General features: G+C 71.8%; 11 protein-coding genes. 3 read left to right on the top strand and 8 right to left on the bottom strand.

The window, feature by feature from the left end:
• Positions 1-13: 13 nt before the first annotated feature.
• The 6 genes from HG543_RS20755 to HG543_RS20780 all read right to left on the bottom strand — a co-directional run bounded on the left by HG543_RS20755 (position 14) and on the right by HG543_RS20780 (position 9,319).
• Positions 14-3,895: an Ig-like domain-containing protein gene (locus HG543_RS20755; RefSeq protein WP_169346552.1), complete on the bottom strand. Its 3,882-nt coding sequence runs from the start codon at positions 3,893-3,895 to the stop codon at positions 14-16.
• A gap of 373 nt (positions 3,896-4,268) precedes the next feature.
• The gene (locus tag HG543_RS20760; protein WP_211194055.1) at positions 4,269-4,895 is read right to left on the bottom strand and encodes a hypothetical protein; all 627 of its coding nucleotides are present in this window, start codon (positions 4,893-4,895) and stop codon (positions 4,269-4,271) included.
• Positions 4,896-4,916: 21 nt separating this feature from the next.
• Complete coding sequence (gene truA, locus HG543_RS20765; RefSeq protein ID WP_169346553.1) at positions 4,917-5,714, bottom strand: tRNA pseudouridine(38-40) synthase TruA; 798 nt, start codon at positions 5,712-5,714, stop codon at positions 4,917-4,919.
• A gap of 4 nt (positions 5,715-5,718) precedes the next feature.
• Positions 5,719-6,963, bottom strand: a complete 1,245-nt coding sequence (locus HG543_RS20770; RefSeq protein ID WP_169346554.1) for a serine/threonine protein kinase — start codon at positions 6,961-6,963, stop codon at positions 5,719-5,721.
• Between the two features lie 37 nt (positions 6,964-7,000).
• On the bottom strand, positions 7,001-7,987 hold the full coding sequence (locus HG543_RS20775) for a class I SAM-dependent rRNA methyltransferase (RefSeq protein WP_169346555.1): 987 nt from the start codon (positions 7,985-7,987) through the stop codon (positions 7,001-7,003).
• Positions 7,988-7,993: 6 nt separating this feature from the next.
• On the bottom strand, positions 7,994-9,319 hold the full coding sequence (locus HG543_RS20780; RefSeq protein WP_169346556.1) for an amidohydrolase family protein: 1,326 nt from the start codon (positions 9,317-9,319) through the stop codon (positions 7,994-7,996).
• A gap of 239 nt (positions 9,320-9,558) precedes the next feature.
• On the opposite strand from HG543_RS20780, the gene HG543_RS20785 reads away from it, so the two are divergent.
• A complete protein-coding gene (locus HG543_RS20785; RefSeq protein WP_169346557.1) occupies positions 9,559-10,749 on the top strand; it encodes a hypothetical protein in 1,191 nt (396 codons plus the stop codon).
• A gap of 107 nt (positions 10,750-10,856) precedes the next feature.
• On the opposite strand, the gene HG543_RS20790 is transcribed toward HG543_RS20785, so the two are convergent.
• Both HG543_RS20790 and HG543_RS20795 read right to left on the bottom strand, forming a co-directional pair.
• On the bottom strand, positions 10,857-11,117 hold the full coding sequence (locus HG543_RS20790; protein ID WP_169346558.1) for a hypothetical protein: 261 nt from the start codon (positions 11,115-11,117) through the stop codon (positions 10,857-10,859).
• A 144-nt stretch (positions 11,118-11,261) separates the two neighbouring features.
• Positions 11,262-14,123: a fused MFS/spermidine synthase gene (locus tag HG543_RS20795; protein WP_500690502.1), complete on the bottom strand. Its 2,862-nt coding sequence runs from the start codon at positions 14,121-14,123 to the stop codon at positions 11,262-11,264.
• Positions 14,124-14,200: 77 nt separating this feature from the next.
• Here HG543_RS20795 and HG543_RS20800 point away from each other — a divergent pair, with 77 nt between their 5' ends.
• Positions 14,201-15,175, top strand: coding sequence for a sensor histidine kinase (locus HG543_RS20800; protein ID WP_169346560.1), 975 nt, complete (start codon positions 14,201-14,203; stop codon positions 15,173-15,175).
• A gap of 7 nt (positions 15,176-15,182) precedes the next feature.
• Positions 15,183-16,372: sigma-54-dependent transcriptional regulator (locus HG543_RS20805; RefSeq protein WP_169346561.1), on the top strand; the 1,190-nt coding region annotated here is incomplete at its 3' end.

Genomic DNA, 16,372 nt, shown 5'->3' on the forward strand with positions numbered 1-16,372 from the left:
CCTCCACTTCGCGTCAGTGGACGCGACCGGAGGGCAGGTTGGACCGGGCGGGGAAGCCCGGCACGGCCGCCGAGTCGAAGGTCCGGGGCGCGAGCAGCGACTCGCCCAGCCCCATCTTCAGCGCCGTGGCCGGCGCGAGCACGCCGCACACCAGGGCCTTCAGGTCCTCCTGCCTCCGGCCCAGGTCATTGAACACGCGCGGCGCCCCGGTGACGGGGTCCGGCGTCGGCGCGGTGCTCAGCAGGAACGGGGAGAGGAAGGCGGGCTGGCCCGGATCTCGCGGGCCGACGTGGAGGAAGAAGGTCCGCGTCTCCCCCGCGTGGCAACCACTGCACGTGTTGAGGGAGAACTTGTGCCGCGCCTCCGAGTCCACGCCGGGCGCGTCCCAGAAGAAGTTGAACGGCGTGAGCGCCGAGCCCCACAGGAAGGGCTGGTCCTGGAAGAACTCCGGCACCCAGTGCGTCTCCGCGACGACGGCGGGACGGTTCTGCAGGATGTAGTCCCTCAAGAGCGGCGAGCCATTGTGGAAGAAGGCGGGCGTGAGGGCCACGTGCGCGGGCGCGAGTCCCTCGGCGTTGAAGTGGAACTCGCGCAGCTCCCACTCGAACTCCAGCGCGTTCTCGTTGGTGCGCACCTGGTGGATGGCGCCGCCCATGAAGCGGCCCGGGGCCACGAAGGACTTCGTGAAGCGGTCCGTCACGGCCTGCAGCTTCGCGTTGTAGTCCGGGTGGGACGGCCCGAGCCGGCCCAGCTCGTGCCAGTCACGCGCCCAGCGCTGGAACTCCTCCGGGCTGCCGCCGGGGAGCTGGTACTCCAGGATGACGGTGAACGGCGTGGCGTTGCCGGACGGGTCCGTCACGCCGAAGACGAAGCGCCCCTCGCCCGCGTGCTCGTTCTCGTGCCGCAGGTCCATGCGGTTGACGATGGCCAGCAGCCGGAAGGGAGCGACGTTGAAGTTCAGCGGAGCGCCCGAGCCGCCGCTGCGCTGCTCCCACGCGCTCAGCACCAGCCCGCGGATGTTCGGGCGAGCCGGCACGAAGGTGGCGCCGATGAACTGGTCCTGCTCCCAGGTGCGGAGCCAGTTGCGCACCAGCTCGGACGGATCCCTGCCGCCGTTCATCGCCCGCATCAACGCGCCGAAGGTCCACGCGCCGGAGCCGGTGGTCCGCACCGGGTCCTCCACCACGGAGAGCGCGGTGATGAGCAGCTCCTCCTGCGGGTCCACCTGACAGACCGCCGGGTCGCAGGCGGTGGCGGACTCGCAGCCGTTGGCCTCCAGGCCGTCGCAGTCGAACGTGCCCACCACGCAGCCCAGGCCGCAGGTACCGCCGCCGCACACGGCGTTGGCGGAAGGGGCGCCGCCGCAGACGGTGCCGCACGCGCCGCAGTTCGCCTCGTCGCGCATCAAGTCCACCTCGCAGCCGTTGGCCGGGTCGCCGTCGCAGTCCTCGAAGCCCACGGGGCAGCCCGCCTCGAACGACACGCACGCGGAGCGGTTGCCCGCCGCGTCGATGGCCACCGCGAACATCTGCGTCTCCAGCTGCGGCTGGGAGAGCGACAGGAGCGCGAGCCCCGTCCCATCCGCCGACGCCACGCCGGCCGGGGACGCCGCCTGGGTGCAGGCCGCGTCGGTGAACACGGCCACCCGTCCCCGGGGCTCCGTCTGGGCGCGCACCTGACCGGCGACCGGAGCCGCGTCGAGCGGGAGATAGCCCGCGATGAACGTGGGCGGTGTGGGCGCCACGGTGTCATGCACGTAGGTGACGACTCCGGAGCAGGCGGAGGTGTTGCCCACCGCGTCCACCGCGCGCGCGGAGAAGCCGGTGGCCGAGTTGGCGGACACCGTCACCGAGGTGGCGAAGACGCCCGTCGAGGCATCCGCGGTGAGCGTGGCCACCGCGGGCGCCACGCATCCGGTGCCCTGGAAGATGGACACGGTGGCACTCTTCTCCGCGGTGCCACGGAGTTGCGGTGTCAGGGACTGGCCCGGGGATGCCGGGGTGAAGCCCGTGAAGGCCGGCACGGCGGGCGGCAGGCTGTCATGCCGGTAGCTGGCGCTCGCCGAGCACGCGGACACGTTGCCCGCCGCGTCCACCGCCTGCGTGGTGAAGGTCGTGGTGGTGTTGGCGGAGACGGTGCGCGTCACCGAGAACGCCCCCGTCGGGGAGGCCGTCACCGTGGCGAGCACCGACCCCGTGCACGAGGTGCCCGAGAAGAGACGCACGGAGGCACCCGCCTCGGCGGTGCCGGAGAGGGTGGGCTGGGTGCTGGTGGACGGCGAGGCCGGGGTGAAGCCCGACAGCACCGGAGCGGAAGGCGCGATGCCGTCATGCCGGTAGCTGACGCTGGCCGAGCACGCGGACACGTTGCCCACCGCGTCGGTGGCCGTCGCCGTGAAGGTCGTGGTGCTGTTGGCCGTCACCGGGCGCGTGGAGGAGAAGGTGCCACTGGCCGTGGCCGTCACCGTGGCGACGGGAGTCCCCGCGCACGCGGTGCCCGAGAAGATGCGCACCGAGGCGCCCGCTTCGGCCGTGCCGGAGAGCACCGGGTTGAGGTTGCTGGACGGCGAGACGGGCGCGAAGCCTGTCAGCACCGGCACCGCGGGAGCGGCGCCATCGTGCACGTAGCTGGCCGCCTGCGAGCAGACGGACACATTGCCCGCCGCGTCCGTCGCGGTGGCCGTGAAGGTGGACGTCGCGTTGGCCGTCACCGGGCGAGTGCTGGAGAAGGTGCCACTGGCCGTGGCCGTCACCGTGGCCACCGGCGTGCCCGCGCACGCGGAGCCGGAGTAGAGGCGCACCGTGGAGCCCGCCTCGGCGGTGCCGGAGAGCACGGGATTGAGGTTGTTGGACGGAGAAGCCGGCGCGAAGCCCGTCAGCCCCGGAGCGCCCGGGGCCTGCGTGTCCACGTTGCAGCCGAGCAGCTCCAGCCGGCCGATGGACACGGTCTCGATGCCCGTGCGCGTGTCGTTGTCATCCGTCACGTGCAGGCGGTACGCGGCGAAGGCCCCTGGCGAAGCCACGATGTACTCACGCCGCTCGGTGCCGGCCCAGTTGACCTGGTTGTTGCGCGTGTCCACCGCCACCCAGGCGCTGCCGTTGAAGCCCTCCAGCGTCCAGTTCTTCGGGGCACGCGTGGTGATGGAGCCGTTGACGTAGCGGATGGCGTAGCGGTCCACGCGCTTGGGGCCGTTGGCCCACTCGTAGCCAATCCACGCGGGCGTCTGGCCCACCTGCGAGAGCCACATGGACCCGCCGGAGTCGACCCCGTCGAAGGCCAGCCACGCCTCGTAGTCCGCGCCCAGGATGCCCGAGCGCGTCACCGTGCCCGAGGGCAGCGTGGGGCTCGTCATCACGGGCACCAGGTTGGTCGCCGCGCACGGACAGTTGAACAGCTCCAGCCGGCCGATGGAGACGGTCTCGATGCCGGTGCGCGTGTCGTTGTCGTCCGTCACGTGCAGCCGGTACCGGCTGAAGGAGCCCGGCGAGGCCACGGTGTACTCACGCCGCTCGGTGCCGCCCCAGTTGATTTCATTGTTGCGCGTATCCACCACCACCCACGCGGAGCCGTTGAAGCCCTCCAGCGTCCAGTTCTTCGGAGCTCGCGTAGTGATGGAGCCGTTGACGTACTGGATGGCGTAGTGCGTGACGCTCCTCGCGCCGTCGGTCCACTCATAGCCAATCCACGCGGGCGTCTGGCCCACCTGGGACAGCCACATGGACGAGCCCGAGTCGACGGTGTCGAACGCCTTCCACGCCTCGTAGTCCGCGCTCAGCACGCCCGAGCGGGACACGATGCCGGAGGGCAGCGTGGGACTGCTCATGACGGGAACGAGGCTCGCGCCGCAGTTGAGCCCCTGGGCATTGGTGGCGAGCGGAGCTGGGGTCCGGCTCACCGGGGCGGGCGCTTCTTCTCCCTGGCATCCCGACGCGGAGACCAGGACCAGGACGCCCGACACGAGGGCGCCCCTCACGGATGACTTCGAATGCATATAACTCCCCCTCTGGCTGCGTGCGCGCGCGCACGAGCCGTCGACTGCAACAACTCACTTCGATGCTTGGGATGGGTGATGGAGGCCCGCGCGGGTCAAGACACCGCGCAAGCCGGTGATTCCACTGCGGACTCTGATGATGGGTGACAGCCGCGCGAGGCGGCGCCGGCATTATGGGCCGAGCCGCTCCCGCAAGGAAATGTCCCCACCCCCGGGGCGGGCATGACACCGCGGACGGCGCTTCTCGCACCGTGCACGGCGACTGTCTTCGACGGGCTCAGGCCGCCGGGTTCTTGGGAACGTCCCGCGCGTCCGGAGTGGGGGTCGCCTCGGAGGGCTGGGCCTGCGTGGAGGCCTCGCGCTGCTCCAGGCGCGCACCGCCGGCCTCCGCGGCGCGGAGGAACTCGTCGTACTCGGACTTGCGCTCCTGGGCCTTCTCGCGCGTCTTCTCGACCTGCTTCGCCGCGGCGTCCCGGCCCAGCTTCACCGCCCGGGTGCTGAGCACCACGCCCAGCACGAAGGCCGCCACGTTCAGCACCGGCCTCAGGCCCACGCCCCACAGGCCGTCCAGTCCGCTCTGCACGGTGCTGATGGCCAGGAGGAACACCGAGCCCGTCATGGCCGAGCCCAGCGCCGTGGACCAGGGCCGCACCTCCACCACGCGCGCGGCGCCGTAGCAGATGAGCGGCAGCGCCCCGAGCAGCCAGAAGTTGGCGAGCGCCGAGTCCAGCACCAGCGCCAGCCATTCGAAGGGCAGCGCGCTCAACCGCACGCTCAGCCGCATTCGCAGCGACCCGCCGATGATGGAGCCGCCGATGAGCGCGAGGAACCCCAGTCCCATGACGAACTGGAAGCGGCGGATGCGGACGCGCAACGGCTCGAGGGCACTCGTCTTGGAGCTCACGGCGGGCGAGCCTACCTCACTTCAGGACTCGTCCTCCTCCGCGTCCGGCGCGCCCCCCGCCGTGCGGGCGGGCGGGCCATCCCCGTAGAAGACCTCCTCCAGCACCAGTCCCTGCGGCGGCGCGGTGGGCCCGGCCCGCTTCCTGTCCCGCGAGGCCAGCACCTCCGCCACCCACGCCTCCGGCCTGCGCCCCTTGCCCACCTCCACCAGCGTCCCCACGAGGTTGCGCACCATGTGCTTCAGGAAGGCCGTGCCCTCCACCACGAAGGACACCGCGTCGCCCGCCGCGCCCTCCACCGCCAGCCGGCGCACCTCGCGCACCGCGTGCTTCGCCTGGCAGTCCGACGCCCGGAAGGCGGAGAAGTCATGCCGCCCCAACAGGTGCGCCGCCGCGCGGCGCATGGCGTCCACGTCCAGGGGGGCGAAGACCTCCCAGTGCGTCGTCCGGCGCAACGGCGAGCGCGTGCGGCGGTTGCTCAGCCGGTACCGGTAGCGCTTGCCCATGGACCAGCGCCGCGGGTCGAACTCCGCCGCCACCTCCACCGCGTCCACCACCGCGAGGTCCTCCGGCAGCATGCCGTTGAGGCCCATGAGGTAGGCCTTCATCGGCAGCACCCGCGAGGTGTCGAAGCAGGCCACCTGCCCGGTGGCGTGGACGCCCGCGTCGGTGCGCCCCGCGGAGGCCACCGACACCCGCTCGCCCAGCAGCCGGGCCAGTCCATCCTCCAGCGCCGCCTGGATGGACGGGCCGTTGGGCTGCACCTGCCAGCCCACGTAGCGCGTCCCTTCGTATTCGAGCGTCAGCTTCAGCCGGGGCATAGGGTCAGCGGTACTTCAGCCAGGCCTCGAGCAGCTCCGCCACCAGCCGGCCCGGGGAGATGTCATTGCGGCGGGCCACGGCCTCCAGCGCCTCGTACGTGGCGGGGCTGAGCGGCACCGCCACCATGCGCGGCTCGGTGCGCTCGTCCGTCTCCGCCGGATGGGGCCGGGGCGCCACGGGCTCCGGCGCGGGCGAGCCCCGCTCCGTGTCGAGCGCGGCCACCACCTCGGCCAGCTCCAGCGCCTCCTCGGACGTGGGCGCGGACTGGGCGCGCACCGCCATGCGCCGCTGCTCCGCCTGCAGTTCCTCCTCGAAGAGCTGCTTGAGGAAGTTGGACAGGTGCAGCGGCGTGGGCGTGAAGTCGTACGCGTCCAGGAAGGCGTCCAGGTCCTTCTGCATCTGCGCGGCCGTCTGGTAGCGCCTGTCCCTGTCTCGCTCCAGCGCCTTCATCAGGATGACCTCCAGCCGCTCCGGCAGGTCCTCCCGGAAGTACGAGGGCGCGTAGATTTTTCCCTCGGTGATGCTGCGCATCACCGCGACCTCGGACTCGCCGGTGAAGAGCTTGAAGCCGGTGAGCCACTCGTAGAGCACCGCGCCGAGGGAGAAGATGTCGCTGCGGCAGTCCAGCGGCTTGCCCAGGCACTGCTCCGGGCTCATGTAGCTGAGCTTGCCCTTGATTTCGCCGGTGCGCGTCTGCTCCACCTGGTTGGCGGCCTTGGCGATGCCGAAGTCGAGAATCTTCACCGAGCCGTCGAAGGCGACGACGATGTTCTCCGGCGACACGTCCCGGTGGACGATGTTGAGCGGGTTGCCGTACAGGTCCACCTTGGTGTGCGCGTGGTGCAGCCCCGCGCAGACGTTGGAGGCAATCTTCACCGCGTACACCAGCGGGAAGGGAATCCCGAGCGCCTCCGCCTTGGGCACCACGCGGCGCATGTCCCGCCCCGCCACGTACTCCATGGCGATGAAGTAGCTCTCCGCGATTTTGCCCAGGTCGTGGATCTGCACGACGTTGGGGTGGTTGAGCTGGGCGGCGAGCCGGGCCTCGTTGAGGAACATCTTCACGAAGGCCGCGTGCTTGGACAGGTGCGGGCGGATGCGCTTGATGACGACGGGCGACTCGCGGCCGTCCTCGCTCTGCTGGTGCGCGAGGAAGATCTCCGCCATGCCGCCCACCGCGATGCGGTCGATGAGGCGGTACTTGCCGAAGCGGCCGGTGTCGCGCTGCTGAGGGCCTGCGGGAGCCATGGCGGGTGAGACCTTACCCGCCCCGGGCACGGCCGCGCTAACGAAGTTCTACGACGTGCACCTTGAGGGCCGGCTCCTGTCCGGGCGGGGACGGGAAATCGAGGGGCGAGGGGCCGAGCGAGCGCACCGCCCTGCCCTGCCGGCCAGCGAGCGCGAGCCCCTCGGCCACCATGGCCTCGAAGCGGCGCATGGGCAGGCCCGCGTGGTTGCAGCAGGCCACCAGCCGGCCCCCGGGCGCCACCACGCGCGCGGCGGCCTCGGCCAGCTTCGCGTAGTCGCGCGCTGCGGAGAAGCGCGCGGTGCGCGTGGTGGAGAACGACGGCGGATCCGACACGACGACGTCGAACGCCTCGCCCTTCTTCGCCAGGCGCTTGAGCCAGTCGAACACGTCGCCGGCCACGTAGTCGTAGCGGTCCACCGGCTGGCCATTGAGGCGCGCGTTCTCCTCGCCCCAGTCCAGCACCCGGCGGCTGGCGTCGATGTTGAGCGCCCGCGTCGCGCCCCCCCCGGTGGCCACCACGCCGAAGGCGCACGTGTACGAGAAGAGGTTGAGCACGGTGCGACCGCGAACCTCGTCCTTCAGCCACACGCGGGTGTCACGCATGTCGAGGTAGAGGCCCACCGACAGCCCCTGCCCGGGGCGGATGAGGAAGGACAGGCCATTCTCCAGGGCGGTGAGCGACTCCACCGGCTCGCCCCGGGCGGCCGTCTCCGGCGCGAGCGCCTCCTTCGCCACGTTGGCCAGCACGCGCGCCTCGCGGGGGCGGCGCTTGAGGTAGACGCTCCGCGGCGCCCACGCGGCCACCGCGGCGTCCAGGAGCGTCTCCTCCTCGGCGGAAGTGAGGTCCCGGTAGAGGCTGATGACATACAGCCCGCCGAAGACATCCGCCGTCACCTCGGGCACGCCGTCCGCCTCGCCGTTGAGCACGCGGAAGGCGGTGGTGCGCGCGTCCGACAGCAGGGCGCCCCGCCGCTCACGCGACGCGCGCAGGACGTCCACGAGCGAGGGAGGCAGCGCGCCCATGGGGCCTCAGCTCCCCAGCCGCGCGCGCGTCCACACGCGGTGCAGCGCTTCCGTGGCGGCATGGGACAGCGCGATGTAGTCGTGCCCCAGCAACTGCCCCTCGCGCACGCAGACGCGGCCGTTGACCACCGTCCACGCCACCGGCGAGCCGGACACCTGCCCGAGCAGGTGGGGCGAGTAGCCCGTCTCCGGGTCCGCCGGGGGCACGGTGTCGTAGACGACGAGGTCCGCGAGGCTGCCCTCCTCCACGTTGCCCGAGGGCAGGCCGAACAGCCGCGTGCACAGCTCCGCCGGGCCGTTGACGAGCAGGTGGGCCAGGGTGTTGTCCACGTCCGGCAGGCGCCCGGCGCGGGCGATGCGCAGCACGCCCACCGTCGCGGCGAGCAGCTCGTCCTGGAGCGAGCCGTGGCCGCCGGTGCCCAGCCCCAGCAGGTGGATGCGGGAGACCACCGCCTCCATCGGGTCCACGCCGCGCTCCAGCGTGCGCACGCCCCGGGGCGCGAGCGCCACGAAGGTGCCGCTCTCCGCCAGCCGCGTGGCCTCGGCGGTGTCCAGCGCGCGCGCGTAGCCGGCGATGGCGTTCGGGCCGAGCAGCCCCAGCGCGTCCAGCCGGGGCACCACGCGCTGGCCGTGGCGCGAGTAGGTGGTGGTGAGGTCGTCCTCGCTCTCCGCGAGGTGGAAGACGGTGGGCGTGTCCAGCTCCCGGCTCAGCCGGGACACCCGGGTGAGGAGCGCGTGGTCGCACGTGTACGAGGCATGGAAGCCCAGCGCCCCGCGCACCAGCGGGTGCTCGCGGTGGCGGCTGGCGAACTCCGCGTTGTCCGCGAGCCACGTCTGGGCCTGCGAGTCCCCATCCAGGCTGTGGGTGGCGTGGCTGGCCACCAGCCGCAGGCCCACGCTCTCCGCGGCGCGGGCCTGGGCGGCGAGCCCTCCCGCCACGTCGTGGCAGGACAGGTGGTCCACCACCATCGTGACGCCGTGGCGCAGCGCGCGGGCGGCGGCGAAGCGGGTGAGCGCCTCCACGTCCTCGGCCGTCACCAGCCGCGCCACCCGGAGCATCCGCTCCAGCCGCTCGCGCGGGTTGAGCAGCAGGAAGTAGCCGCTGGCGGGCAGCAGCTGGCCGTTGACGAGGTGCGAGTGGCAGTCCACCAGCCCGGACGCGACGAGCCGGCCGCGACAGGCGACCTCCCAGTCCCCGGGCAGCACGGGCACCTGGGCATCCGGCGCGACGCGGCGGATGGTGTTTCCCTCCACCACCACGGCCATGCCGGTGCGGACCCGTCCATCCGCGCGGAACACGGCGCAGTTCTTCAGCAGCAGGCGGCCTTCCATGAACGGGGTCCGTCTTAGCACGGCCCGGGGAAGGCGTACGCGCTCCTTGGGCCCCCGGGGGCGCCAGGCCGGGAGGGTCAACATCGACGTGGCCGGCATGGCGCCCGGTGGGTCCGCCCCGCGCCCCGTTCCCTGGAGCTCCCTGGAGCCTCAAGGCAAATACAGACATTCGAGGCGTCCGGTGGCCCTGCTCAGCGGGGGAGCACCCACGACCCGGCACGGGCACGGGGGTCCACGGGATGATAGGTTCCCCGCCGATGACGCCGGTGAATCCCGCCGCCCCCACCCCCATGCCGGGGCCGTTGGTCTCCGCCACCCCGGGCACCCTGGCCTTCCGGGGCCTGTGGCTGTTCTCTCGCCGGGTGGATGTCCTCATCCTCCTGCTGCCCCTGGCCCTCGCACTGGGAGTGGCGGCCTCCAGCGCGCTGTCTCCCACCAGCGCCGACGGGGCGCAGCGGCTGGCGTCGTGGACGGCGCAGAACCTGCTGGGCAACGCCACGCACGTGGTGCTCACCTTCCTGCTCTTCGCCGTCCACCGGGACGTGCTGACGGCGGCACCGGGGCAGCCCCGGCAGGTGCTCGCCGGAGCGCTGGCCATGCTCGCGGTGGGCACCGGCCTGTTCTTCACCTTCTACCTGGAGCGCACCGCGCACACCTTCGGCGTGGCCGTGCTCTTCAACATCTTCGGCCTGCACCACACGCTGTCCCAGCACCGGGGGCTCTGGTCGCTGCACGGGCTGCGCGCCGGGAAGGCCGGGCTGCCCGGGGCCTCCGCGCGGGAGCGCCGCCTCCAGCAGGCCTACGTGCCGCTGATGCTCTCGCTGCTGCTGGCGCGCATCTTCTTCGTCCCCGAGTCCGCCGCCCCCGACGCCCCGGCCTTCCTCGACGTGGGCCAGGGCCGGGTGCTGCCGCACGGGGCGCTCGCGGTGCTGCTGGCGGTGTGGCTGGGCTACTTCGTCGCGCTGTTCCGCTCCGTGCTGCGCGCGGGCACCGCCAGCGGGCCCAAGGTGCTCTACCTCGTGGCCCTCGCCACGGCCACGGGGCTGGTGCTGGTGGCCCCGACGTGGGGCTACATCATGCTGCCGGCCATGCACGGGCTGGAGTACTACGCGCTCACCGCGCGCATGCTGGAGCCGCGCGAGGGTGACACGCGCCGGCTGTCCCGGCCGCTCATCGGCGCGCTGATGGTGGCGTCGATGCTGCCGCTCTTCGCGCTGGGCGTGGTGCACGGGCTGCTCACGCACGAGGCCGTGCGCGGCGCGCTCGGCAGCAACCTGGGCACGACGCAGGCCCACCCCGTGCTGCGCGCCCTGACGTCCCTGGGCTTCGCGGTGGTGCTGGCGCACTACTTCGCGGACGCGCTCATCTACCGCTTCCGCATCCCCTCCATCCGCGCCGTCATGCTGCGGCGGCTCGGCTTCGGCGGCTGAGAGGGCAAAAGAAAAAGGGTGGGACCGCACCGGAGCGCGGCACCCACCCTCTTGCTCCAGGAGCGTCACCCCGCGAAGACGGAGCGACGCCACCCGGAAGGAGCGCCTCAGTAGGCGTTGTTCTGGCCGAAGGTGGCCAGGTCCTTCTTCTCGAGCTGCTTCTGGCGGCCCGTGGTGCCCGCCTGGACCGCCGTGTTGCCGGCCAGCGCGTCCGCGGAGGCGCCGAACAGCGCGCGGATGTTGTCGCCGAACAGCGTCACCACGCCGATGGCGGCGATGGCGATGAGGGCAACGATGATGATGTACTCGGTCATGCCCTGGCCACGGGCCTTGCGCAGCTGCTGCTTCTTCTTGGAAATCGCCTTCATGTGGGGACGCTCCAGTGGAGTGTGAGAGTCGGACGGCACCTTATGGGAGATCCCACCTGCCCCTCCATCCGTCATCGGGAGGATGGGCGGAATTCCCTGTGATTCCCGGCAATTAGCCGAATTGTGACATTCCCGGAGGGCCGCTCAGGGGCCTTCCGGGGTGGCCACGGGCGCCGCCGCGGGGGCCGTGGCGGCACAGGCGGAGGGCGGCAGGGCCTCGCAGAGGGCACGCAGGGCCCTGGGCAGCTCGGTGTTCTCGGGGTGGGCGGCGGCCACTTCTCGGCCCAGGGCCACCGCTCGGGTGGCGTCCGCGAGCGCCGCGTCCATGGGCGTCCACACCGTGCGCTGCGCCCAGGCGCGGCCGGCCACCAGCCGCAGGTACGCCGACACCAGGGCCGGCTCGCGTCCACCGCGCGCCACCTCCGGCTCCAGCAGCGAGGCGGCCAGCGTCAGGTCCTGCTGCGCCAGCGCCGCCGTGCCCAGGGCCACCGCGGCGTCGCGACTGTCCGGGGCCAGCGAGCGCCACAGCTCCGCCACCCCGCGCACCAGCGGGTCATTGGCCGCGTGGGCGCGCTCCATGTTCCGGTACAGCCCCGCCACCTGCTCCGCCGAGGGCGGGTGCTGGCGCTGGTACTCGTGCAGCCACAGGCGCGCGGCCCCCGCCGGAGAGCGCCGCTCGTCCTTCACCCGCACGTCCTTGTTGGCCACGAAGAAGGCGATGGGCGAGGCGTACTCCAGCAGGTTGTGGTCGTCCGTGTTGATGGGGCCCGGGCCGGCGAACTCGAGCTGCCCCGGCTCGCTGTGCACCTGCTTGGCCAGGAGCGTGTAGACGTCGTGGATGTTCACCCGCGCGAGGTCCGCCTTCACGTCCGGGTGCGCCATGCGCTCGGCCAATTGGCGCGCGTCGAAGGTCAGCGGCTTGCGGCTGGCCACGAGCACCAGGTCCTGCGGCCCCAGCCACGTGGTGGCGTGCGGGAAGGTGTCCCGCAGGGTGCGGATGACCAGCTTGATGAGCTCGTCGCTGCTCTCGTAGGTGTGGATCCACTGCACCATGACGCCGTCGTCCGTCAGGTGCCGGTCCACCGTCTGGAAGAAGTCCCGGGTGAAGAGGCCGGACACGCCGGCCACCCACGGGTTGGACGGCACGCTCACCACCAGGTCGTACTTGCGCGGCGCCAGCGCCATGAACGTCTTGGCGTCGTCGATGTGCACGTGCGTGCGGGGGTCATCCACCGCGTTGCGGTTGTCCGCCTTGAACAGGCGCGCCGCGTCGATGACCGCGGGGGCAATCTCCACCATGTCCAGCCGCTCCACCGGGTGCGCCAGCACGCTGCCCGCGGTGATGGCCGCGCCCGCGCCCACCAGCAGCACGTTCTTCGGCTCGCGGGGGTGCAGCAGCGCTCCCAGGTGCGCGGCCACCACCTGCGTCTCGGTGTCGTTGCCGTTGGAGGCGTCCACCTTGCCGTTGAGCTTCATGAAGCGCAGGCGCTCCTTCGGAGCGTCCGCCACCATCACCGTGGCGAAGGTGTCGTCGCGGTAGAAGACGGGGCGGATGTCCCGCTCGGTCTCCTCCACCAGCTTCGCGTAGCTGTCCGCCGGCTTGCCGTGCACCCGGATGGAGGCGATGCCGGACAGCCGCTCGGACCAGCCGCTCATGCCGCCCAGCACCGCCACCGCCACCGCCAGCGAGGCCGCCACCGGCCACAGGGCGCGCGCGGGCGTGGCGGGGCGCTCCGACGTGGCCCCGAAGGCCAGCGCCGCGGCGGCGAGGTTGGCCACCACGCCCGCCACGAAGTTGCCCTCCATGCCCCACCACGGCATCAGCACCAGCCCGCCCAGGGCGGAGCCGGTAATCGTGCCCACCGTGTTCCACAGGTACACGCCGCCCAGCTGGCGCCCCACCTCGGACACCTTCGCCGTGGCCACGCGCGCCGCCGCCGGGAAGGCCGCGCCCATGAAGAACGTCGGCACCAACAGCACCACGCAGCAGAAGCCGAACGTCACGAACTGGAACACCGGCCAGGTGTCCAGGCTGCGCGTCAGCATCCACTGCGCCGTCTGGAAGAGGTACGGCAGCCGCACGTACAGGGGCAGCGCCACGCACAGGCTCGCCACCAGCGCCAGCTGCAGCCAGCCGAACAGCTTCAGCGAATCCAGCTTCGGGCCGCGCGTCATCAGCCAGAAGCTGCCCAGGCCGATGCCGAGGATGAACGCCGTGAGGATGAGCGTGAAGGCATACGTGGACGCGCCCAGGACGATGGACAGCAGGCGGATCCACGTCACCTGGTACATCATGGAGGTGAAGCCCGACAGCAGCACCCCGATGAGCGCCGCCCGCACCGCCACGCGCGGGTAGGCGACCTCCTCCCCACCCTGCGCGTCGGGTGCCGCCTGCCCGGGGACGAGCGCGGGCGGCAGCCGGCGGGCGAGGACGATGGCCATCAGCGCCAGCAGGATGTTGAGCGCCGCCGCCATCTTCGCCGACGCGGACAGGCCCACCGCGGGCACCAGCTTCGTGCCGGCGAAGAACACGCCCACCGCCGCGCCCAGGCTGTTGACGGCGTACAGCCGCGCCAGCTCCCGCCGCACCCCGGCCAGGCTCGCCGCGAAGTGCCGCACCAGCGCCGGCAGCGTGCCGCCCATCATCAGCGTGGGCACCACCAGGGACAGGGAGGACACCAGGAGCCTCGGTCCCACCCGCAGCCCCGGCGGCACGGAGGGCGCCACCGCCAGCCACAGCGCCTCCAGGGCGCCCAGGACATGGGGGAAGGCCAGGGCATACAGGCCCACGCCCAGCTCGAGCAGGCCGTACAGGGCCAGGGGGCTCTTCACCCGGTCGGCTGTCTTGCCGAAGACAAAAGCCCCGAGCGCCAGCCCCCCCATGAAGGTGGCGAGCACCACGGCATGTGCCTGACCGCTGTTCCCAAGGACGTTCCCGAGGTACTTGGACCAGACAAGCTCGTAGACGAGTGCCGTGGCCCCGGACAGGAAGAGAAGCGCAGCCACAAGGTTCTTCGGAAGACGTGCCGTGAGGGACATGGGGACAGCACGCGACCTTACTCGGTATGTTTCAGGCCCATCAAATGAACGCCCACCTGTTGCAAGCCGTGTTGCTCGCCTGGTCTCCAAGCCTGCGGGTGACTCGCGTCGAGGGGGATACCGCCACCCTCCTCCGCCGTCCCGCGGCGGAATTGCTGGAGCGTCCGCTCCACGCGGTGCTCGGCGTGACGCCCGAGCGCGCCCGGGAGCTGGACGCCCGCGCCCGGGAAGATCGCCGCGCCGTGGAGTTCGTCTCCGCGAACCTCGGCGCGGAGGACCCCACGCCCCTGCGCCTGTCGCTGGGGCTGGACCAGGGTGAAGCCTGCGCCGGCGTGCTGGATTTGAACGCCGTGCTGGAAGGCGCGCCGCCGGTGCAGATCTCCCGGCTGTCGTCCTCGCTCAGCCACGAGATTCGCAACCCGCTGTCCTCCGTGAAGATGGCGGTGCAGACGCTCGCCCGGAACACCGGCCTGTCCGACCGGGACCGGCGCCGGCTCACCATCGCCAACCGGGAGATCCGCACCATGGAGCGGATGCTCTGGCTGTTGTCCGAGTACGGCCGCGACACCACGCCGAACCTGGACGCGCACCCGCTGCGCTCGGTGCTCCAGGAGGCCACCGGCATGGTGGCGCCGGAGCTGGCCGAGCGCCGCATCGAGGTGCGCGTGGACGAGGAGCCGGACCTGCCGCGCGTGAAGGTGGACCCCAACCGGCTGCGGCCCGTGCTGGCGCAGGTGCTCCTCAACGTGGCCATGGGCCGGCCCGAGGACAGCCCCGTGGAGGTGGCGCTGCGCCGCGGCCCCGCCGGCCGGGTGCTGATGGTGCTCAAGGACCCCGCCGCCGCCCTGCCCCCGGAGGAGCGCGGCACCCTCTTCGAGCCCTTCGGCTCACGGCTGGCCCGGGGCGCGGGCCTGTCCCTCGCGGCCCTGCGCCGGGTGATGACGGGTCAGGGCGGAGACCTGGCCGCCGAGGGCAGCGCGGAGCCGGGCATGGTGTTCACGCTGACGTTCGCCACCTGAGAACGCCATGGAGACCCTTCTCATCGTCGACGACGACGTCTCGCTCCTCGAAACGCTGAAGATGCATTTCGAGGAGATCGAGCAGGATGGCCAGCCCCGCTACCAGGTGGCCACGGCCACCAGCGCGGCCGCGGGCCTCAGGGCCGCGCAGGAGGCCATGCCCAGCGTGGTCATCCTCGACATGATGCTCCCGGACCGCACGGGCCTGGAAATCATCGAGGAGATGAAGGGGCTGTGCGGGGACGCGCGCATCATCCTCGTCACCGCCTACCACGACATGGAGACCACCATCCGGGCCATGAAGGCCGGGGCGTTCGACTACATCCACAAGCCCTTCCCGGACCCGGCCGCCCTGGACCTGGTGGTGGAGCGCGCGCTGGAGTACCGCCAGCTGTCGCGCCGCGCGGACGAGGTCAACCGCGAGAATGCCGCCGCGCGCCTGGGCGACATCGTCGGCACCAGCGCCTCCATGCAGCAGCTGGTGAAGGAGATTGGAAAGGTCACCGGCAGCGCGGCCACCGTGCTGATTACCGGCGAGAGCGGCACCGGCAAGGAGCTCATCGCCCGCGTCATCCACAACTACTCCTACGACGAGCCCCGGCCCTTCATCGGCATCAACTGCTCGGCCATCGTGGACACGCTGCTGGAGAGCGAGCTGTTCGGCCACGAGAAGGGCGCCTTCACCGGCGCCACCGCCGGCAAGCCCGGCAAGTTCGAGCTGGCCGAGGACGGCACCGTGTTCCTGGACGAGATTGGCGACATGTCGCTGATGCTCCAGGCGAAGCTGTTGCGCGTGCTGCAGGAGCGCGAGTTCGAGCGCGTGGGCGGCGTCAAGCGCATCAAGCTGCGCGCGCGCGTCATCGCCGCCACCCACCGCCACCTCGCCGAGGAGGTGGAGCAGGGCCGCTTCCGCGAGGACCTCTACCAGCGCCTCAAGGTGATTACGCTCCTCATCCCCCCGCTGCGCGAGCGGCGCGAGGACATCCCCCTCCTGGTGAAGCACCTGCTCGAGCGCATCAACGAGAAGGTGCACAAGCGCGTCACCCGCGTGCCGCCCGAGGTCATGGAGCGCCTCACCCGGCTGCCCTGGCGCGGCAACGTGCGCGAATTGGAGAACGTCCTCACCCGCGCCGTGGTGCTCGCCCCGGGCGACGTGCTGCGCGGTGACGACCTGCCCTCCCTGGAGTCCGCCACCCC

The sequence above is a fragment of the Pyxidicoccus fallax genome, assembly GCF_012933655.1.
Classification (GTDB): Bacteria; Myxococcota; Myxococcia; order Myxococcales; family Myxococcaceae; genus Myxococcus; species Myxococcus fallax.

Coding starts and splice junctions, on each gene's coding strand:
- truA (WP_169346553.1), bottom strand. CDS start 5,714: ATGCCCCGGCTGAAGCTGACGCTCGAATACGAAGGGACGCGCTACGTG.
- HG543_RS20770 (WP_169346554.1), bottom strand. CDS start 6,963: ATGGCTCCCGCAGGCCCTCAGCAGCGCGACACCGGCCGCTTCGGCAAG.
- HG543_RS20775 (WP_169346555.1), bottom strand. CDS start 7,987: ATGGGCGCGCTGCCTCCCTCGCTCGTGGACGTCCTGCGCGCGTCGCGT.
- HG543_RS20780 (WP_169346556.1), bottom strand. CDS start 9,319: ATGGAAGGCCGCCTGCTGCTGAAGAACTGCGCCGTGTTCCGCGCGGAT.
- HG543_RS20785 (WP_169346557.1), top strand. CDS start 9,559: ATGATAGGTTCCCCGCCGATGACGCCGGTGAATCCCGCCGCCCCCACC.
- HG543_RS20790 (WP_169346558.1), bottom strand. CDS start 11,117: ATGAAGGCGATTTCCAAGAAGAAGCAGCAGCTGCGCAAGGCCCGTGGC.
- HG543_RS20800 (WP_169346560.1), top strand. CDS start 14,201: ATGAACGCCCACCTGTTGCAAGCCGTGTTGCTCGCCTGGTCTCCAAGC.